Here is a 19,751-nt window from a genome sequence, read left to right as displayed (position 1 = left end):
TTTAGTAGCATTGATGAAGAAAATTACGCTTTTACTTTTCTTATGTTTTATCATTCAGACTGCGAGTGCTCAAAACTCTACAGTAAAAAAAGCGCAGGCTAATTTTGATAAAGCGCAAGATTTTCTAATGGCTGACAATTATGATCAGGCCATCATCTTACTTCAAGAAGCTGTTAAAGCTGATCCCGGTTTTCAGTTTGCCTTTGTACAACTTGCCGATATCAACCGAAGGCTTAAATCTTATGAATTAGCAAAACAAAACTATGCCAGCGCACTGGCACTGGGTGGCAATCCTGAACCTCGCGTTTATTACGGTTTTGCTGAGGCAGAAATTTTTACCGGTGATTATGAAAACGCCTTAAAAAATATCAACCAATTTATAAAAACTTATAAAGGTACAGATCCCGACTTTATGAAGAGGGCTAAAAAATATTTAAAGGATTGTGAATTTGCTATTGAAGCATTAAAGCACCCTGTAAAATATGAACCTATAAATATGGGTCCGGAAATTAACTCAAGTTACCGAGATTATTTCCCCGCTATCACTGCTGATGGAACTCAGCTTATTTTTAGTAGAAATATTGACGGCAATGAAGATTTCTTTACTTCAACGCTAAAGGATAAATCATGGAGCACACCTGTTCCATTAAGTGACAAAATCAATACATCAAAATATAATGAGGGAGCTCAGTCTATTACTCCGGATGGCTTATACTTATTTTTTACGGGTTGCAACAGACCTGATGGACTAGGCCGCTGCGATATTTATGTTAGTCATAAAAATGGAAAAGAATGGGGAGAGCCATTTAACCTGGGTGCTCCAATCAATACCCCCTATTGGGAATCACAACCTGCTATCAGCCCCGACGGAAATACTTTATATTTCGTAAGTAACAGACCAGGTGGCTATGGAGGTTACGATATATGGAAAAGCTCTTTAAAAGCAGATGGCTACTGGAGTGTTCCTGAAAACCTTGGCCCGGAAATCAATACTCCTTACGATGAGCAAACCCCCTTTCTTCATCCAGATGGAAAAACCTTATACTTTTCTTCAGATGGATGGCCAGGAATGGGAAATAAAGATATTTTTATAAGCCGTGCTGATGAAAACGGCAAATGGTCAAAACCGGAAAATCTGGGTTACCCGATTAATACTTTTAATGAAGAAACCGGTTTAATTGTTACGCCTGATGGTTCATCAGGATTATTCTCTTCTAATTTAAAGGGCGGTTATGGGGATATGGATATCTATCAGTTTAAAATGCCGGAAAGTAAAAAGCCACTCCCGATTACTTATGTAAAAGGAATTGTAACAGACAAAGAGAGCAAAGAATTTTTAGAAGCTAAGGTCCAGGTAGTCAATTTAAAAACCAGTAAGATAATGTATAATGATTTTACTTCTAAAGAGACTGGTGACTTTTTGGCTGTAATGCCTATTGGAGGTAACTATGCTTTTAATGTAACGGCAAATGGGTATCTTTTTTATTCCGAAAACTACCAGTTAGACAGTGCTTATGTGAACAATCCATTCCTGGTAAATATAAACTTAGAAAAGCTCACTGCCGGAAAAAACATGGTATTAAAGAATATATTCTTTAATACCAATGAGTATTCACTTTTGCCAACTTCTATAACAGAACTGAGCACACTCAAAGAGCTACTTAAAAATAATGCAAGTCTGCAGATAGAGATCCAGGGACATACTGATAATATGGGTAACGATCTCCAAAATGAAAAACTCTCATTGCAACGTGCTAAAGCTGTTTACAATTACCTTATCGAAGCAGAAATTGATCCGGAAAGATTAACATTTAAAGGGTATGGGAAAACGAGGCCTATTGCACCAAATGATACGGAAGCACAGCGAAAACAAAACAGAAGAACCTCTTTTGTAATTACTAAAATCTAAAAAAGCGGTTAAATAACCGCTTTTCTTATTCTAACTAGCTTAACTAGTAGTTGTTCCAATAAATCCAGATGAAGCATATTTGCACCGTCCGATTTCGCATTTGCAGGATCAGGATGTGTTTCAATAAACAACCCATCTGCTCCAACAGCTATGGCTGCTTTTGCAATAGTTTCAATCAATTCAGGCTTACCACCTGTAACACCCGAGCTTTGATTAGGCTGCTGTAAAGAGTGTGTACAATCCATTACTACAGGAACCCCAAAACTTTGCATTTCAGGAAGACCACGATAATCAACAATTAAATCCTGATAACCAAATGTATTGCCCCTGTCCGTCAGAATTACCTTATTATTACCGGATTCTACAATCTTTTCTACAGCAAACTTCATTGAGCCAGCAGAAAGAAATTGTCCCTTTTTTACATTGACTACTTTATTGGTCTTTGCAGCAGCAATCAGCAAATCTGTTTGGCGACATAAGAAAGCAGGTATCTGTAAAACATCAACATATGCAGCAGCCATTGCTGCTTCATCGCTTTCGTGAATATCAGTAACAGTAGGCACATTAAAGGTATAACCGATTTTCTCTAATATCTTAAGCGCTTTTTCATCCCCGATACCCGTAAATGACCCCCCTTTAGAGCGATTTGCTTTACGATAAGAACCTTTAAAAATAAAGGGAATTTCCAGCTTATCAGTTATGGTGATGATCTTCTCTGCAATTCGCATGGCAATGTCTTCTCCTTCTATTGCACATGGCCCAGCCATTAAAAAGAAGTTGCCAGAGTTTGTATGTTTTAATTTATCTAATGAAAGGTTGATCATTTATCTCTATACTATTAATTACCTAATTCGGACATGAACTTAATACGCATTAGCTGGATCTCTTCACGAGAATAATCTGTTTCGCCTAGTTCTTTTAATGCTTCATCAATAGAGTCATTTTCGGCTGATTGAAAATAATCAAATACCTCATCCTGTCGGTCCTCGTCAATTACTTCATCAACAAAGTAATTAAGATTTAATTTAGTACCAGAGTTTACAATTGCCTCAATCTCTTTTAAGATATCATCGTAAGTAATCCCTTTAGCCCTTGCAATATCCTCCAGTCCAATTTTTCTATCAATATTTTGAATGATGGAAACCTTTAATTGCGACTTATTGGCCTGAGTTTTAATGATCAAATCTATCGGACGCTCAATATCATTATCTTCTACGTACTTTTTAATGAGTTCAAGAAATGGTGCTCCGAACTTTAGTGCTTTACCATTACCTACACCAGAAATTTGCTTTAACTCATCCATGGCAATCGGATAATGCGTACACATTTCTTCTAAAGATGGATCTTGAAAAACAACAAACGGAGGTACATTTTTCTGCTTGGCTATTTTCTTACGCAGATCTTTCAATAATTGCAGTAACTGGGTATCTAAAGTCCCCGTACCATGCTTCACATCATCTTCATCGTCATCAGCCGCATTTTCAATAGGCTCGTTCAATATGAATTTAAGACTGTATGGATTTTCTATAAATCCACGGCCATTATTCGTTAAGCCTAGCAAACCATAATTGTCTATATCCTTTGAAAGGAAATTATTCAGCACAGCTTGTCTAACCAATGATTTCCAGTAATTTTCTCCTTCAACAACACCTAAGCCAAATTCAGGCAGCTTACTGTGTTCGTATGCGATGGTCTGTGCAGTTTCAGATCCCATTAAGACATTGATGATATGTGAATCATCGAATTTCTCACCTATTTTCTGGATTAGCTTTAAAAGCACTTGCAATGATTCCTCTGCCTCGAATAACTTTTTAGGCTTTTTACAGTTGTCACACATGCAATTACAACCGGTTTCGTTAAAGTTTTCCCCAAAATAATGAAGGATTTGCTTCCTTCGGCAAACGCCAGATTCAGCATAATCAATTACCTCTTTAAGTATTTGAGTACCTATCTCCCGCTCAGAAACAGGTTTATCTTTCATAAACTTGGCCAACTTATCTACGTCCTTCTGCGCGTAAAAGGCAATACAAACGCCTTCACCACCATCTCTTCCCGCTCTTCCAGTCTCCTGATAATAGCCTTCCATACTTTTCGGAATATCATGGTGAATAACAAAGCGAACATCGGGTTTATCAATTCCCATTCCAAAGGCAATAGTAGCTACAATAACTTCTACATCTTCCATGAGAAACTTATCCTGAGTTTCTGCCCTGACTTTTGGTTCAAGACCAGCATGATAAGGCAAAGCCTTTATCCCGTTAAGATTTAATGACTCAGCAACTTCCTCAACCTTTTTACGACTTAAACAATAGATAATACCGGATTTCCCAGTATTGTATTTAATGTACCTGATGATCTCCTTAAGTACATCACGCTTCGGGCGAATCTCATAAAACAAATTCGGCCTGTTAAATGAAGACTTGAACAAGGTTGCATCACTCATTTGAAGGTTTTTAATGATATCCTGCTGAACTTTAGGGGTTGCAGTTGCAGTTAATGCAACAATGGGAATACCTTCACCCAAACCACTAATTACCTGTCTGATCTTACGGTATTCAGGTCTGAAATCATGTCCCCACTCGGAAATACAATGGGCTTCATCTACCGCGACAAAAGATATTTTAATCAGTCTCAGAAAATCAATATTATCCTGCTTGGAAAGCGACTCCGGAGCTACATATAATAACTTAGTCTGTCCACTCAACAAATCACTTTTTACCTGAGCAATTTCTGTCTTGTTTAAAGACGAATTTAAAAAATGTGCTATACTATCACTCCCACCAAAGGCCCTCAATTGATCCACCTGATTTTTCATCAAAGCAATTAACGGGGATATAACAATTGCAGTCCCTTCATTCATCAATGCTGGTAACTGGTAACATATGGATTTCCCCCCACCTGTAGGCATGATCACAAAAGTGTTCTTCTTCTCAAGAACATTGGTGATTATTGACTCCTGATCACCCTTAAAATTGTCAAAACCAAAAAAGGTTTGTAAGTTGTCAAACAACGACTTTTTCACATCCATTTCGTGTATAAAATATTCAGTGCTATTTTTACTTCAAAATAACATAATTTTGCACAAATTCAAAGCATCAATATACTAATTAATTCTGTTTGAAAAGTAAAAAATCTATTATCGACGCTGGTGTCAGCACGTTACAGTTGGAAGCTGAAGCCATTTTAGGCTTAATTAAGAATATAAATGATGATTTTGTTAAGGCAGTTAACCTAATTATCGAAAGTCAGGGCCGTGTAATCATTACAGGAATTGGTAAAAGTGCTATTATTGCGCAAAAAATCGTTGCGACTTTTAACTCTACAGGCACTCCGGCCATCTTTATGCATGCGGCAGATGCTGTTCATGGTGACCTTGGTATGATCCAAAAAAATGACATCGTTATCTGCATTTCTAAAAGTGGCAACACACCAGAAATAAAAGTATTGGCTCCCTTACTTAAACAATCCGGCAACACGATGATTGGAATGATTGGCCAACTAAATTCTGAACTGGCCAGGCAAGCAGACCTTGTATTAAACACCTACGTTGAAAAAGAGGCTTGTCCACATAACCTTGCTCCTACGACCAGCACAACAGCTCAGCTTGCCATGGGTGATGCACTTGCAATATGCCTGCTACATTCAAGAGATTTCAATGAGCAAGATTTTGCAAAATATCATCCCGGAGGTTCCTTAGGAAAGAAACTATATTTAAAAACCGGTGATCTGGCTTTAAAAAACCAAAAACCATCTATTAGCCCCGATGCATCTGTAAATGATGTCATCATAGAAATTAGTCAAAACCGTTTAGGCGCAGTAGTTGTTGTTGATGAAAATGTTATCTTAGGCATAATTACAGATGGAGACATCCGAAGGATGCTTCAAAAACATTCTGATTTAACCAATATTAAAGCGAGCGACTTAATGAACCCTAATCCTAAAAGAATTGAGAAAGATCTCTTAGCGCTAAATGCGCTTGAAATTATAAAAGAGAACAATATCACTCAATTATTAGTTACCGATGCTGGAAATTACTTTGGTATCGTACATTTGCACGACCTTCTTCAGGAAGGCATAATTTGACACTTTCTAATTTAGCATGAATAAAAATAATTACGCATTAATAATGGCTGGTGGAGTTGGCAGTCGTTTTTGGCCAGTAAGCAGAACTGAATTTCCAAAACAATTTATTGATTTTTTTGGTGTTGGAAAAACATTAATTCAGAGCACTTACGAACGTTTTTTAAAGATATGTCCGCCAGAGAATATTTTTGTTGTTACCAATGACATATATACCAGCATCGTTAAGGAACAATTGCCTGATCTGAATGAAAATCAAATACTGGCAGAGCCGATCATGCGCAACACAGCGCCATGTATCTCTTACGGTTCCATGAAAATTGCCAGTCTTAATCCTGATGCAACCATTGTAGTTGCTCCATCAGATCATACCATAACTAACCAAAGTGCTTTTATAGCTGCAATTGAGCAATCTTTAAAAGCGGCATCCGAAAATGACTGTCTGATCACATTGGGTATCAAACCAAGCAGACCAGACACAGGATACGGTTATATTCAATATGTCGAAAACACTTTAAAAACTGATAACCAAATCCATAAAGTAAAGATTTTTACGGAGAAGCCTAATATTGACCTGGCAAAATCTTTTATACAAAGTGGAGATTTTTTATGGAACGCCGGGATCTTTATCTGGTCAGCGAAATCTATAAACGAAGCTTTCTCTAAACATCTGCCAGAAATGCATGAGATATTTTTGCAGGGAAATCCAATCTATAATACCGAAAGTGAAAAGAATTTCATCAGTGATGCTTATCAGCAATGCACCAATATCTCTATAGACTTTGGAATTATGGAAAAGGCAGATAATGTCTATGTATTACCTGCTGATTTCGGTTGGTCTGATTTAGGTACCTGGGCTTCGATATACGACATTGCAGAGCATGATTACGTTGGAAATGCAGTAATACCTGCAGAACAGGTGATGATGTTCAACTCATCTAATTGTATGGTCAATGTACCTAAAGATAAACTAGTCATTTTACAAGGCCTACATGATTATATTGTTGTAGAGTCGAACAACACCTTGCTGATTTGTCCAAGATCAGAAGAACAAAACATTAAACAAGTAGTAGCGGATGTAAAAGCTAAATTCGGAACAAAATTCATTTAGTTTTTCATCTTAATTTAATAAACATCCGGATCTGGAATAAAGCCAGTTCCGGATGTTTTTTTTAACCCCAACAACATTTTGCCTTTTTACAATGAGTAAGTTTTTATATGGAATTGATTTTGGAACAACCAATTCGGCCCTGTCTATCTATGATGAAGAGAAAAAAGAGATTGTAGACACTATTATTGTCCCCTCAATTCTATATTTCCAAAGTGATCAACCCACTGCTGAAGCTTTAAAATACGTTGTTGGAGAAGAAGCGATCGCCTCCTACATTAGCGATGGAATGAAAGGACGCTTTATGAAATCTATCAAGCGTATCCTACCAAGAAGCAGTTTTATTGAAACCCGGATCCACAATAAAAGATTCAACGCGTCCGACCTGGTGACACTTATCTTAAAGGAATTAAAAAATAGGGCTGATCTCATTACAGGATACGATTGTCGCAAAGCCATTATAGGCAGACCGGTGTTCTTTGATGACGAGAACTCATCTAAAGATGCACTGGCTCAAAAAAGGTTGAATAAAGCAGCAGAAAATGCAGGTTTCGACCAGGTAAGGTTTCAGTTTGAGCCAATAGGCGCAGCCTTTGCCTATGAAAAAACCATCAGCAAGCAAGAGAAAGTATTGGTTGCCGATTTAGGAGGAGGAACAACAGATTTTACCTATCTGGAACTAGACCCGGCTAAAATTGGCAGTAAAGATCGCAGAAAGGACATTATAGCTACCGGCGGTATATACATTGGTGGAGATAGCTTCGATTCTGCATTTATGTGGGATAAAGGCACCCCCTATTTTGGGAAACATACTATGTATGAAGCAGCCCCAGGAAAAATGCTAAAAGTACCGGTATCTCTATTTGCCAACATCTGTTCCTGGGAGCAAATGAATTTTTTTAATGGTCAAAAAGTAAAAAATGACCTGCAAACTTATTATCATTATGCAAAGCAGGACAAAAGCTTCAAAAATCTAATTACCCTAACCGATAATAACCTTGGTTATTCTGTATTCCAGTCCATAGAAAAAACAAAGATAGAATTGTCTAAACAGACCTCATCAACTTTTAAGTACGCTAAAATGGAAATAGAGATCAATGAAGAAGTCACGATTGATCAATATGAAACAATCATCGAAAAAGATATGGCAAAAATCAGTCGTTATCTGGAAGAGTTTTTGTCTGTTAATCAAATTAAACCAGAAGCCATAAACAGTCTGTTTTTAACTGGTGGAACCTCAATGGTTTGCGCAGTTAAAAACCTGTTTAAATCCAAATTCCCGAATATTCCAATTCATACGGGCGACAACTTTATGAGTGTTGCTAAAGGATTGGCATACAGTGGATATTTATTTGACGAAGAATAAAAAACCTTATAAGGTCATCAGTTAGCTATTGCCGCTGTCTGATGGCCTCATAAAGAATAACTCCAGCTGAAACAGACACATTAAGAGAGCTAATCTCTCCTACCATTGGAATCTTAGCGAGGTGATTAGCCATGCGCATGATCTCATTGGATATCCCCTCATCTTCAGCGCCCATTACAATTGCTGTTGGAGCTGTATAATCAGGTGCATAAATCAAATCGGTTGTTTTTTCCGTACAAGCTACAATCTGTAAGCCGCACTCCTGCAAATACAGTGCTACTTTATGTAAGTTTTGATGTCTGCATACCGGAATGCTAAACAAAGCTCCGGCCGAGGTCTTAATGGCATCAGCATTGATCTGTGCAGAATTTTTTGAAGGTACAACAAGTGCATGTACCCCTGCACAGGCTGCAGTTCTGGCAATAGCCCCCATATTCCTTACATCAGTAACCCCATCCAATATTAATATCAAAGGAGTCTCCCCTTTCTCATAAATCAAAGGAATAATATCTTCAATTTTTTGAAAGGTGATTGCTGAAATCACTGCTATTACCCCCTGATGATTCTTCTGTGTCATCCGGTTTAACTTTTCAATAGGCACATTATGTACCGGAATATCAGTATCTTTTAATAAAGCTTTTAGCTCTAAAATAATCCCGCCCGTAAGCCCACGCTGTACATATATACTTTCTACATCTTTTCCAGCTTTAATAGCCTCTATTACAGAACGTATACCAAATACAAATTCATTATTTTCTTTAGGTCTTGAAGGTCTTCTGGAATTTTCCATTAAATATTAAATTGAAGTGCAAAAATAGGTATTCTTTTCCACATAGTTTTGTTAGCAAAAATCAAAAATTTATCAAAGCAGTATTACAAAGAGCATATTCAGGAATGTCGAAATGTGTATAAAGAATTACAGAAACGACTTATTTTTTGTATAATTTTGTACCCATGAGTAACGATCACCCATCCCAAGGACAAGATAAGGCAAGCTTTAGTGCGCGGAAAAACAGATTAAGTAATACAATAGGCACTATGGGAAGAATACCTCCCCAGGCTATTGATCTTGAAGAAGCTGTTTTGGGAGCCTTAATGCTTGAAAAAGATGCGCTATCTACCGTTATTGATATTCTTAAGCCAGAAATGTTTTATCACGAAGGTCACAAAAAAATCTTCGAAGCCATCCAGGGACTTTTCCAAAAATCAAAACCTGTTGATATTTTAACGGTTACTTCAGAAATGCGTACACTGGGCTTATTGGAAATGATTGGTGGTGCATATTATATTACCAACCTGACAAACAGGGTTGCTTCGGCAGCGAATATTGAATTTCACGCGAGGATTGTCTCTCAAAAATATATCCAAAGGGAACTGATCAGAATCTCTTCAGAGATCATATCGAACGCCTATGAAGATACAACTGATATTTTCGACCTGTTGGATCAGGCTGAAAAGGGATTATTTGATATTGCTCAAAACAACTTAAGGAGAGATACACAGAAGATGGATGAGATTGTTAAACAATCTTTAGCTACTCTGGAAGAACTTCGAACCAAAAGTGATGGTTTAACAGGGGTGCCTTCAGGTTTTACTGATTTGGACCGTATTACCGGTGGATGGCAACCTTCAGATTTGGTGATCATTGCTGCCCGTCCCGCGATGGGTAAAACAGCTTTTGTGTTAACCTGTGCCAGAAATGCCTCTGTTCAATTTCACCGCCCAGCTGTAGTATTCTCTTTAGAGATGTCCTCCGTACAGTTGGTAAATCGTCTAATTTCCGGTGAAGCAGAAATTGAACAGGAAAAAATCAGAAAGGGAAATCTCGCTGAATGGGAATGGCAACAATTGCACAGTAAAATAGGCGGACTTACAGAGGCTCCGCTCCTTATAGATGATACCCCTGCTCTTAATATCTTTGAATTCAGAGCGAAATGCAGAAGGTTAAAAGCTCAGTATGACATCCAACTCATCATCATCGATTATTTACAGCTAATGCATGGTAAAGGTGAAGGACAAGGTGGCGGTGGAAACAGGGAACAAGAAATTGGTAGTATTTCAAGGGCCTTAAAATCAGTAGCTAAGGAGTTGAACGTACCAGTGCTTGCACTATCTCAGTTAAGTCGTGCCGTAGAGAGTAGACCAGGTGTAAATGGAAAAAGGCCAATGCTATCAGATTTGCGTGAATCTGGATCTATTGAGCAGGATGCGGATATGGTATTGTTCTTGTACAGACCGGAATATTATGGCATCACTGAAGATGAACAAGGACGCTCTCAGGCAGGTGTTGGTGAGGTTATTATTGCGAAGCACCGTAACGGTGAAACAGGTATCGTACCACTTCGCTTTATTGGTAAATATGTGAAATTTGCAGACTTAGAAGAAAGCTTTGCTGCACCGACTTCATTCTCAATGGATAGTCCAAGTGCCGGAATGCAACCTTCACAGGATTTTGATAGACCCGCAGGAAACGTAATCATTAAACCTTCACGCATGGATGACATGCATGATGATGCTCCTTTTTAGTATACTTATAAAAAGTAACCTAAAAGTATTCCGGCTAATACAATAAAAGGTGGGCTTATTTTGGTGTAATTAAGAATCAAAAAAGTAACCACCATTATTGTTATAGCCATTGCATTTAAAGCTACCGGTATCAGCAATAGCACAAAAGCTGCAATAATAAATCCAACACTCACCGCATTAATACCTGTTAAAGAGTATTTAATGCGAGTGATTTTTTTTAGATCTTCCCAAAATGGAACGATAAACAAAACAAGAATTAGCCCTGGCAAGTTAATTCCCAGCACCCCAACCAAACCACCTAAGATTTGACCGGTAACACCAAACCCGAAATTCCGCATAGTCAATGCACCAAGATAACTGGTAAATGAAAATGTTGGCCCCGGCAAAGCTTGTTGTAAGGCAAATCCTGACAAAAAACCAGAAGCACTTAGATACTGCTTCATTTGTACAAACTCAGTAAACATCAGTGGAACCAACACCTGTCCACCCCCAAAAATCACAATACCATTACGGTAAAAATTCTCAAATAGCCTGATTGGTAAACTAAATGGCGAAGTCCTATTGATAATAGCACCCATTAAAGCTAAAAACAGCAATACCCCAAAAAAATAGCTCAGTTTCTTCGGATTAATATTCGAAAATAGCTTCAACCTGATATTACTCTCTTCCGGAGGTGTACCAATGGCAGAAGAGACCATCCCTCCGATTAATATAGCAAGTGGAAATACATAAGCATTTCTTAAAACCAATGTTACAATGGCAGCAGAAATGGCTAAAAATATTGTAAGCTGTGATACCAACACCCTTTTCGCCAGATTAAATGCACCATAAGCTACAATCCCTAAGGCAATAGGTTGTATATATTTTAAAATTTCTACAAACTTTTCTTTATGATCAAACCGCGCAAAACTGATGGCTGCGAAAGTCATAATTGCTGCCGAGGGTATAATCCAGATTAAAAAAGTAATGATCGAAAGCTTTAACCCTCCTACCTTATAAGCTACACCAACAAGCGTTTGTGTAGACGCCGGACCAGGTAATACCTGAGCCAAAGCATTTAGTTCAAGTAGTTCTTCTTCAGATACGAACCGAACATTTTTCACAAAGTACTTTAGCAAAAGGGCTAAATGCGCCTGGGCACCTCCAAAAGCCGTGAAAGTAAAAAAGATTACATTTCTGATAAACAACAATTGTCTTTTGCCCACCTGCTTTAATTAGTCATCTTCGTAATCTAAACCTGCCGCTGAGTTATATGCTCCCTGAAGTTCAGAAAAGGCATGCATATCTCTTTTATTTCTTGCTGCAACCATACCTTTTTGATAGATGTTGAGCGCTTGTTCTGTTTGTCCTAATTTTTGGTAAAGTTTACCAAGATGATAGTAAGTACCTACATAATCCGGATGGTCTGTAATCAACTTCAAATAATATTCAAGTGCTTTTTCTGTATCATTTGAAGTATTATATTCTGTGGCTAATGCGTACAATACGAACGGATCATTAGGATCACTTTGTAAAAACTCCAATAACTTTGCTAATCGGGTACTTTGCATTTTAAATCCCTGCTTTTTTAATTAGATTTGCAAAAAGACAATTTGAAGTCTTACGACTTCCTGACCTTTAAGAATCAAATATATAAATCTATGAAAATATTAGTTTGTATCAGTAACGTGCCCGACACGACCACAAAAATAACTTTTACTAACGATAATACACAATTCAATACTTCAGGAGTACAGTTTATTGTAAACCCTTATGATGAGATTGCTTTATCAAGAGCAATTGAGCTTTGCGAAGGCGGAAAAGGCACCGTAACCGTAATCAATGTTGGTGAGGTTGCAACAGAACCAACGATAAGAAAAGCATTGGCTATTGGCGCTGATGATGCCGTAAGAATCAATGCTGCACCAAGAGACGCCTATTTCACTGCTTATCAGATCGCTGAATATGCCAAAAGCAATGACTTTGACATCATTCTATGCGGACGTGAATCAATTGATTACAATGGTTCTCAGGTAGCAGCAATGATTGGTGAATTTCTAGACATACCCTCTATTTCTATCATTAAAAAATTAGACTATGATGGAAGCACCGCAACTATAGAACGTGAAATTGAAGGTGGTAAAGAAATTATTTCTGTAAGTGGCAAGTTTATTGCTAGTTGTGCTGAAGGTACAGCAGAACCTAAAATACCTAATATGAGAGGTATTATGTCCGCACGTACCAAACCTTTGCAAGTGGTTGAAGCTAAAGAAATAGCGCAGCTTAGTAAAGTACAACAATTTGAAACCCCGCCTCCGCGTGGAGCAGTTAAATTAGTACCAGCAGAAGATCCTGCTAAATTAATTGACCTGTTGCACCAGGAAGCTAAAGTAATCTAACCCATTTCTGTTTCAAATTTTAAAATCATTTAATAAAAGATCTTATGTCAGTTTTAGTATATGTAGAGCAAGTAGATGGTAAATTTAAGAAATCTGTATTCGAAGCAGTTTCTTATGCAAAAGCCATTGCAGATAAACAAAGTGCCAATTTAACCGCTATTTCTATTGGTAATGTTGGTGAAAGCGAACTTAAAGAGTTGGGTAAATATGGGGCATCCAAAGTTTTAAATGTATCGAACGATCAGTTAAAAAACTTTGTAAACCAGGCATATGCCGCAGTAATTGCAGAAGCTGCAAAAAAAGAAAAATCGGATGTTATAGTTCTATCTAATTCCTTCTCAGGAAAAGGATTAGCGCCCCGGGTTGCAGTAAAACTTGAGGCTGGGTTGGTTGATGGTGCTGTTGAATTGCCACAGCTTGATGGTGGAAAATTCCAGGTCAAGAAAACTGCTTTCTCCGGAAAAGCATTTGCCATCATTGAATTAACTTCAGCCATAAAGGTAATCGCACTTAATCCCAATGCTTTTGGCACTAAAGAAAATGCTACCGATACCACAATTGAAGCTTTCAACCCGGAAGTAAAATCAACTGACCTTGCAGCTATTGTAAAAGAAGTGATCAGAGCTACCAATAAAATTTCGTTACCAGATGCTGAATTAGTTGTATCAGCAGGCAGAGGCTTAAAAGGACCTGAAAACTGGGGTATGATCGAAGAATTGGCATCTTTACTAGGTGCAGCAACAGCTTGCTCGAAACCGGTATCAGATGCAGATTGGAGACCACATGAAGAACACGTTGGTCAAACCGGTATCGCAATCAGTCCTAATTTGTATATTGCAATAGGTATTTCAGGAGCCATTCAGCATTTAGCTGGTGTTAGCTCGTCAAAAGTAATTGTAGTGATCAATAAAGATCCAGAGGCGCCTTTCTTTAAGGTCGCTGATTATGGGATCGTTGGAGATGCTTTTGAAGTAGTACCAAAATTAATAGAGGCATTAAAAGCACATAAAGGGTAAATATATTGTCATCCTTAAGCTTGTCGGACAATCCCACGATATTTCGACAAGCTGAACATGACATAGCTATAAAATGAAAAAAGTAAAACTAGACATCGTTGGTTTATCTTATAGCCAAACCCAGTCGGGCGCCTATGCCCTTGTACTGGGAGAAGTAAATGGCCGAAGACGCCTGCCAATTATAATTGGTGCGTTTGAAGCACAGGCTATCGCCATAGAAATAGAAAAGATGACCCCGAGCAGGCCTTTAACTCACGATTTGTTTAAAACCTTTGCTCAAATCTATAACATAGAAATCCAGGAGATTTTAATCTATAATTTAGTTGAAGGTGTTTTTTATGCCAAGCTAATTTGCACCGATGGCAAAACCATCCATGAAATTGATGCCCGAACCTCTGATGCCATCGCACTGGCAGTTCGTTTCAATGCAGAAATCTACACCTACGAGTTTATTCTGTCCTCAGCAGGTATAGTTATAGAAGGAAACGACTTTCTTTTCCTTGAAAACATGGACAACCTATCAAAAGAACAAGGAACCGAAGATATTTCATCCATCTCATCATCAAGTTACAAATCATTGAGCTTAGAAGAGCTAAATCAAAAACTTCAGGAAGCAATAGCCGAAGAAGCCTATGAAAAAGCAGCCCGTATTCGCGATGAAATAAATAAAAGAAATAATGAACGTTAAGTTTCGCTTAACCCTAATGAGCTTTTTACAATTCTTCGTTTGGGGTGCTTGGCTCATCACCATAGCAAATTATTGGTTTGGTACTAAACAATGGGACGGAACGCAGTTCGGTGCAATCTTTGCCACAATGGGATTTGCTTCCCTTGTAATGCCCACACTTACAGGAATTATTGCCGACAAGTGGGTAAATGCTGAAGTGCTTTATGGCATTCTTCATATTTTATATGCCGGAGTGTTATTTTACATTCCCCAGGTGAACCATCCGAATGATTTTTTCTGGGTAATGCTGCTGGCAATGTGTTTTTACATGCCAACCATTTCATTGAGCAATTCCATATCCTATACCACCTTAAAGTCGGGCTCTTTTGATGTGATCAAGGACTTCCCCCCTATACGGGTATGGGGTACAATAGGTTTTATTGTAGCTATGTGGACAACCAACCTAACCGGAAATAAGGCTACCGCTTATCAGTTTTACATTGCTGGTCTTGCCGCCCTGGGATTAGGATTATATGCGTTTACATTACCAAAATGCCGTCCACAAAAATTGATAGACGAGAAAAAATCTTATGCGCAAACCTTAGGTTTAGGTGCCTTTAAACTGTTTACTAATTATAAGATGGCACTATTCTTCATTTTTTCTATGTTTTTAGGTGGTGCCCTACAGCTGACAAATGCTTATGGTGACGTATTTCTGGATGAATTCAAATTGTTTCCATCCTATGCAGATTCATTTGTAATCCGCTATTCTACCATTATCATGTCTATTTCTCAAGTCTCTGAAACCTTGTTTATTTTGGCAATACCTTTCTTTTTGAAGCGTTTTGGTATTAAAAAAGTAATTGTTATTGCCATGTTAGCATGGGTGCTCCGTTTCGGTTTCTTTGCCTTTGGCGACCCCGCGGGCAACCTATGGATGATTATCCTCTCTTGTGTTGTATATGGAATGGCATTTGATTTCTTTAATATTTCCGGTTCTCTTTTCGTTGAGACATCTACAACTCCAAAGACCCGTTCTTCGGCGCAAGGAATGTTTATGATGATGACAAATGGATTTGGCGCTGTATTTGGCAGTCTTGTTTCAGGTTGGATGATAGATACATACTTCACTAAACACTACACCAATATCCAATCCCTGGCTGCTGTTGTAAATTCAGATCCTAAAAATGAACACTTACTTACATTTATAAAAAACAAGGGCATAAGCGTAATGGCTAACGGTGATTTAAGCCGCGCCTTAGATGTAAAAAACTGGCATCATATCTGGCTTTCTTTCACTATATATGCATTGGTCATTACTATTGCATTTGGAATTATGTTTAAGCATAAACATAATCCTGTAGAAGAAAAGGCTATTGAGGAAATGGTGCACTAAAACACAAACAAAAGGCCCCGTTCAGTAAAACTGAACGGGGCCTTTTAGTATAATTTAAGATAATGTTACCTATCCTTTATCGCTACAAATTTTCTATTGGTATGCCCAACATAGATCTGACGGGGACGACCAATTGGCTCCTTGTTTTCATGCATTTCTTTCCATTGTGCAATCCATCCCGGTAAACGGCCTAAAGCAAACAATACAGTAAACATATCAGTTGGGAAACCTAGTGCTCTGTAAATGATTCCTGAGTAAAAATCAACGTTTGGATAAAGTTTACGTTGAACAAAATACGGATCATTTAATGCAGCTTCTTCAAGTTTCTTGGCGATATCTAAAACCGGATCATCAATTCCTAATTTCTCTAAAATATCATCACAAGCTTTTTTAATGATCTTAGCTCTTGGATCAAAGTTTTTATAAACCCTATGACCAAAGCCCATCATGCGGAAAGGATCATTTTTATCTTTAGCTTTATTGATCCATTTTTCAGTATCACCGCCATCTTCTTTGATCAATTCAAGCATTTCAATTACAGCCTGGTTTGCACCGCCATGTAACGGGCCCCATAAGGCATCTATTCCTGCAGACACAGAAGCGTATAAATTACAATCTGACGAACCAACCATTCTTACTGTAGAAGCAGAACAATTCTGCTCATGATCAGCATGTAGAATCAATAAGGTATTCATTGCGTTAACCACTACCGGATCAATTTCAATTTCCTCAGTACGCTGACCAAAGATCATGTTCAAGAAATTACTAACGTAATCATATTTATTTTTAGGATAAATAAGTGGATGACCTAAAGATTTTTTATAAATGAAAGAAACAATAGTTGGGAACTTTGCCAATAATTTGATCATGGTCAGATCCATTGTTTCAGGAGATGAATTGGCATTTAATGACTCCGGATAGAATGTTGACAATGAACAAACCAATGAAGACAATTGAGCCATTGGATGTGATTTTGATGGATAACCATCTAAAAACTTTTTCATATCCTCATGGATCAGTGTATGCCTGCTAATCTGAGTTTGAAAGTTTTCCAACTGATCCTGAGTAGGCAAATCACCATATATCAGCAAATAAGCTACTTCCAGAAATGTAGATTTCTCCGCCAGTTCTTCAATTGGGTATCCACGGTACTTTAAAATACCCAGTTCACCATCCAAAAAAGTTATTGCACTCTTAGTAGAACCCGTATTCTTGTATCCAAAGTCTAAAGTGATATGACCGGTTAAATCTCTAAGTTTAGAAATATCAATAGCCTTCTCCCCTTCGGTACCTGTGATAACGGGGAATTCGTACACTTTTCCATCAATCTTAATTTCTGCAATATCTGACATATATATTCTTAAATTTATAAAAACAAACTTAACTAATCCATTCCGATTAGCTTTTAGCTTACTATAACAAAGCTGTTAAATTATTATTAAATGTGGGTCAAAACCAAGTAAGAATCTTAAAAATTACTTAGCTGATTTTATTTCTTCCAAAACACGACCACACTCCATCATTTCATCTCCATAATATGGGTTTTGTATTTTCCTTTCTCCAGAAAGCCAATCGCCACCATCACCATTATTAGCCATAGGGCAATGCTGAACAAAAATAGAACCTTTAACTACATCTGCATGCTTAAACAATGCAATTACATCTGCACTTAATGCTGTAAACTCTTTACGTTGCACTTTAATATCTTTTGCAGTAGCAATTTTATCAGCAATTAGTGACGTATTTTCACATCCCTTGTAATCAGCGAGGGATATTTTAAGTGCTGATGCCGCCTTTTGTGCATCTTCAAATTTTGAGCTTACCAACGCGTTTTTCAAAGTGATATAACCATTATATATGGCCTGAACTTTATTATCTTTTAATTCAACATCTGTGGCAACAACCTTCACATTTGAAGTGGTATCCGAATTCCCTGCTACTTTCTTCTCTGTATTTGTGCAAGAAACTACCCCTGTTATTAGCATTACTGCGAAGTATTTTCTCATATTTTGTATTTTTGGTTAAATTAGCATTTTAATTTTAAATAAATAAAAAAGCTCCAGAAAAAATCAGAAGCTTTACATTTTTCACAAAAACGATAGCCCTTTTTGGAGGCTTCCCGGATAGAAAGAGAACGTGTCTCAGGCGCCCTGATTGAGGGGGCCTTGCCGGGGCATTTCTGGGGTGTTGCCGGGGCGTTGATGGGGCCTTGGCCCTGTCAAAGCCGAATCAAATACTGCTTTACTACCCAGAAACGTCACAGTAACTATTCTGGCGTGATAAATTCTTAGAATTATTCTGCTTCAGCATTACAAATTAACTCTTTGTGCTCAAATATTTATCATACAATGATAAAGCCTGAGGCAAAAGATCACTTGAATGATCCGAGTCTATCCAGTTTATTTCAATTCCATCCTTCTCCATTTTTCTGAAAAAAGTCATTTGCCGCTTAGCAAACTGACATATAGCAATGCCTAATTTATCTTTCAGCATATCGAAATCTATCTCACCCGAGAGATAGGAAACAACAAACTTATATTCAAGACCATAGAATATAAGTTTTTCTTTAGAAACTCCTTCGTTAATCAACTGCTCTACTTCATTTATTAAGCCTTGCTTAAGTCTTAAATCCAATCTGTCGATGATTCTTTTTCTGCGCAAACCAACATCCAAAGTCAACCCTATAACAAAAGGATTAAAAGTCGGTCTTTCTATTTTTTTGAGTGTATTTTCTGTTAAATAAGAAGAAACTTCAATTGCTCTGATTAATCTTTTTCTTGAAGACAAATCCGCATGAGCAGTAAATTCGGGAGAATATGCTGACAAAATATTCCGCAATTCAACCACATCAAGCTCCTCTAACATGGATCTTAACGGGGCGTTTTGTGGAATTGCCGTGTACTCATGGTTCTGTAGAATGCTATGAATATACATACCAGTCCCCCCACATAATATGGGAAGTGCATTTTTTTCAGTTATTGTTTTAAAAGCACTATAGAAATCCTCCTTAAACTCATTTACATTATAACTTTCCCCTGCTTTTCTAATATCAATCAAATGGTAAGGAATTTTTCTGCCATTGATGATATATTCCTCAAGATCTTTTCCAGTTCCAATATCCATTCCTTCAAACACTTGCCTACTATCCGCACTAATAATTTCGCCGTTTAATGTATTTGCCAGGTTGACAGCTAACTTTGTCTTACCAGATGCAGTTGGCCCCAATATCACAAAGAGCGTTTTTTTATCCATTATCATCGTTTATCTATTTTAATAGTAGCTGAACTAATCGTAATACCACAATG

The 19,751-nt window shown here is 37.6% G+C and carries 17 protein-coding genes; 9 read left to right on the top strand and 8 right to left on the bottom strand.

Going from position 1 to position 19,751, the window contains the following annotated elements; all coding sequences use genetic code 11:
- Nucleotides 1-13 precede the first annotated feature (13 nt).
- The gene (locus tag P0Y49_08925; protein WEK21264.1) at nucleotides 14-1,909 is read left to right on the top strand and encodes an OmpA family protein; all 1,896 of its coding nucleotides are present in this window, start codon (nucleotides 14-16) and stop codon (nucleotides 1,907-1,909) included.
- A gap of 8 nt (nucleotides 1,910-1,917) precedes the next feature.
- Here P0Y49_08925 and kdsA read toward each other — a convergent pair whose 3' ends face one another.
- Together kdsA and recQ are read right to left on the bottom strand one after the other, a co-directional pair.
- Complete coding sequence (gene kdsA, locus P0Y49_08920) at nucleotides 1,918-2,733, bottom strand: 3-deoxy-8-phosphooctulonate synthase (GenBank protein WEK21263.1); 816 nt, start codon at nucleotides 2,731-2,733, stop codon at nucleotides 1,918-1,920.
- Nucleotides 2,734-2,747: 14 nt separating this feature from the next.
- Complete coding sequence (gene recQ, locus P0Y49_08915) at nucleotides 2,748-4,937, bottom strand: DNA helicase RecQ (protein WEK21262.1); 2,190 nt, start codon at nucleotides 4,935-4,937, stop codon at nucleotides 2,748-2,750.
- An 89-nt stretch (nucleotides 4,938-5,026) separates the two neighbouring features.
- Here recQ and P0Y49_08910 point away from each other — a divergent pair, with 89 nt between their 5' ends.
- The 3 genes from P0Y49_08910 (at nucleotide 5,027) to P0Y49_08900 (ending at nucleotide 8,463) form a co-directional block, all read left to right on the top strand.
- Complete coding sequence (locus P0Y49_08910; protein WEK21261.1) at nucleotides 5,027-5,992, top strand: KpsF/GutQ family sugar-phosphate isomerase; 966 nt, start codon at nucleotides 5,027-5,029, stop codon at nucleotides 5,990-5,992.
- A 16-nt stretch (nucleotides 5,993-6,008) separates the two neighbouring features.
- Nucleotides 6,009-7,100, top strand: coding sequence for a mannose-1-phosphate guanylyltransferase (locus P0Y49_08905; GenBank protein ID WEK21260.1), 1,092 nt, complete (start codon nucleotides 6,009-6,011; stop codon nucleotides 7,098-7,100).
- A 91-nt stretch (nucleotides 7,101-7,191) separates the two neighbouring features.
- A complete protein-coding gene (locus P0Y49_08900; GenBank protein WEK21259.1) occupies nucleotides 7,192-8,463 on the top strand; it encodes an Hsp70 family protein in 1,272 nt (423 codons plus the stop codon).
- Between the two features lie 25 nt (nucleotides 8,464-8,488).
- On the opposite strand, the gene rlmB is transcribed toward P0Y49_08900, so the two are convergent.
- Nucleotides 8,489-9,253 carry a 23S rRNA (guanosine(2251)-2'-O)-methyltransferase RlmB gene (rlmB, locus tag P0Y49_08895; protein WEK21258.1) on the bottom strand — a complete coding sequence of 255 codons (765 nt, stop codon included), beginning with the start codon at nucleotides 9,251-9,253 and terminating at the stop codon, nucleotides 8,489-8,491.
- A gap of 164 nt (nucleotides 9,254-9,417) precedes the next feature.
- On the opposite strand from rlmB, the gene dnaB reads away from it, so the two are divergent.
- The gene (gene dnaB, locus P0Y49_08890) at nucleotides 9,418-10,989 is read left to right on the top strand and encodes a replicative DNA helicase (protein ID WEK21257.1); all 1,572 of its coding nucleotides are present in this window, start codon (nucleotides 9,418-9,420) and stop codon (nucleotides 10,987-10,989) included.
- Between the two features lie 5 nt (nucleotides 10,990-10,994).
- Here the strand turns inward: dnaB and chrA are convergent, their stop codons facing one another.
- The gene (gene chrA / locus P0Y49_08885; GenBank protein ID WEK21256.1) at nucleotides 10,995-12,194 is read right to left on the bottom strand and encodes a chromate efflux transporter; all 1,200 of its coding nucleotides are present in this window, start codon (nucleotides 12,192-12,194) and stop codon (nucleotides 10,995-10,997) included.
- A gap of 9 nt (nucleotides 12,195-12,203) precedes the next feature.
- Entirely contained in the window at nucleotides 12,204-12,539 is a 336-nt protein-coding gene (locus P0Y49_08880) for a tetratricopeptide repeat protein (GenBank protein ID WEK21255.1), read from the bottom strand.
- 90 nt (nucleotides 12,540-12,629) lie between these two features.
- Here P0Y49_08880 and P0Y49_08875 point away from each other — a divergent pair, with 90 nt between their 5' ends.
- The 4 genes from P0Y49_08875 to P0Y49_08860 all read left to right on the top strand — a co-directional run bounded on the left by P0Y49_08875 (nucleotide 12,630) and on the right by P0Y49_08860 (nucleotide 16,446).
- Nucleotides 12,630-13,367 (top strand): electron transfer flavoprotein subunit beta/FixA family protein, encoded by a 738-nt coding sequence (locus P0Y49_08875; GenBank protein ID WEK21254.1) that lies wholly within the window; start codon nucleotides 12,630-12,632, stop codon nucleotides 13,365-13,367.
- Between the two features lie 44 nt (nucleotides 13,368-13,411).
- The gene (locus P0Y49_08870) at nucleotides 13,412-14,383 is read left to right on the top strand and encodes an electron transfer flavoprotein subunit alpha/FixB family protein (GenBank protein ID WEK21253.1); all 972 of its coding nucleotides are present in this window, start codon (nucleotides 13,412-13,414) and stop codon (nucleotides 14,381-14,383) included.
- Between the two features lie 73 nt (nucleotides 14,384-14,456).
- A complete protein-coding gene (locus tag P0Y49_08865; GenBank protein ID WEK21252.1) occupies nucleotides 14,457-15,071 on the top strand; it encodes a bifunctional nuclease family protein in 615 nt (204 codons plus the stop codon).
- Nucleotides 15,061-16,446: a nucleoside permease gene (locus tag P0Y49_08860; protein ID WEK21251.1), complete on the top strand. Its 1,386-nt coding sequence runs from the start codon at nucleotides 15,061-15,063 to the stop codon at nucleotides 16,444-16,446. Before P0Y49_08865 ends, P0Y49_08860 begins: the two co-directional genes overlap by 11 nt.
- A 65-nt stretch (nucleotides 16,447-16,511) precedes the next feature.
- Here P0Y49_08860 and P0Y49_08855 read toward each other — a convergent pair whose 3' ends face one another.
- From P0Y49_08855 to miaA, 3 genes are all read right to left on the bottom strand, one after another.
- Nucleotides 16,512-17,798 carry a citrate synthase gene (locus P0Y49_08855; GenBank protein WEK21250.1) on the bottom strand — a complete coding sequence of 429 codons (1,287 nt, stop codon included), beginning with the start codon at nucleotides 17,796-17,798 and terminating at the stop codon, nucleotides 16,512-16,514.
- Nucleotides 17,799-17,921: 123 nt separating this feature from the next.
- Nucleotides 17,922-18,452: a DUF3347 domain-containing protein gene (locus tag P0Y49_08850; GenBank protein WEK21249.1), complete on the bottom strand. Its 531-nt coding sequence runs from the start codon at nucleotides 18,450-18,452 to the stop codon at nucleotides 17,922-17,924.
- Between the two features lie 310 nt (nucleotides 18,453-18,762).
- Complete coding sequence (gene miaA, locus P0Y49_08845; GenBank protein ID WEK21248.1) at nucleotides 18,763-19,698, bottom strand: tRNA (adenosine(37)-N6)-dimethylallyltransferase MiaA; 936 nt, start codon at nucleotides 19,696-19,698, stop codon at nucleotides 18,763-18,765.
- Nucleotides 19,699-19,751: the final 53 nt, after the last annotated feature.

This window comes from Candidatus Pedobacter colombiensis (assembly GCA_029202485.1).
Lineage (GTDB): Bacteria > Bacteroidota > Bacteroidia > Sphingobacteriales > Sphingobacteriaceae > Pedobacter > Pedobacter colombiensis.
The sequence above is the reverse complement of the archived record's forward strand: the minus strand, read 5'-3'. Positions and strand labels throughout refer to the sequence as shown.

What these genes read in the sequence shown, in the direction of transcription:
- P0Y49_08875 (WEK21254.1), top strand. Translation starts at nt 12,630, where the DNA reads ATGAAAATATTAGTTTGTATCAGTAACGTGCCCGACACGACCACAAAA.
- P0Y49_08870 (WEK21253.1), top strand. Translation starts at nt 13,412, where the DNA reads ATGTCAGTTTTAGTATATGTAGAGCAAGTAGATGGTAAATTTAAGAAA.
- dnaB (WEK21257.1), top strand. Translation starts at nt 9,418, where the DNA reads ATGAGTAACGATCACCCATCCCAAGGACAAGATAAGGCAAGCTTTAGT.
- recQ (WEK21262.1), bottom strand. Translation starts at nt 4,937, where the DNA reads ATGGATGTGAAAAAGTCGTTGTTTGACAACTTACAAACCTTTTTTGGT.
- P0Y49_08880 (WEK21255.1), bottom strand. Translation starts at nt 12,539, where the DNA reads ATGCAAAGTACCCGATTAGCAAAGTTATTGGAGTTTTTACAAAGTGAT.
- P0Y49_08855 (WEK21250.1), bottom strand. Translation starts at nt 17,798, where the DNA reads ATGTCAGATATTGCAGAAATTAAGATTGATGGAAAAGTGTACGAATTC.
- kdsA (WEK21263.1), bottom strand. Translation starts at nt 2,733, where the DNA reads ATGATCAACCTTTCATTAGATAAATTAAAACATACAAACTCTGGCAAC.
- P0Y49_08905 (WEK21260.1), top strand. Translation starts at nt 6,009, where the DNA reads ATGAATAAAAATAATTACGCATTAATAATGGCTGGTGGAGTTGGCAGT.
- P0Y49_08865 (WEK21252.1), top strand. Translation starts at nt 14,457, where the DNA reads ATGAAAAAAGTAAAACTAGACATCGTTGGTTTATCTTATAGCCAAACC.
- P0Y49_08900 (WEK21259.1), top strand. Translation starts at nt 7,192, where the DNA reads ATGAGTAAGTTTTTATATGGAATTGATTTTGGAACAACCAATTCGGCC.
- P0Y49_08925 (WEK21264.1), top strand. Translation starts at nt 14, where the DNA reads ATGAAGAAAATTACGCTTTTACTTTTCTTATGTTTTATCATTCAGACT.
- rlmB (WEK21258.1), bottom strand. Translation starts at nt 9,253, where the DNA reads ATGGAAAATTCCAGAAGACCTTCAAGACCTAAAGAAAATAATGAATTT.
- miaA (WEK21248.1), bottom strand. Translation starts at nt 19,698, where the DNA reads ATGGATAAAAAAACGCTCTTTGTGATATTGGGGCCAACTGCATCTGGT.
- P0Y49_08860 (WEK21251.1), top strand. Translation starts at nt 15,061, where the DNA reads ATGAACGTTAAGTTTCGCTTAACCCTAATGAGCTTTTTACAATTCTTC.
- P0Y49_08850 (WEK21249.1), bottom strand. Translation starts at nt 18,452, where the DNA reads ATGAGAAAATACTTCGCAGTAATGCTAATAACAGGGGTAGTTTCTTGC.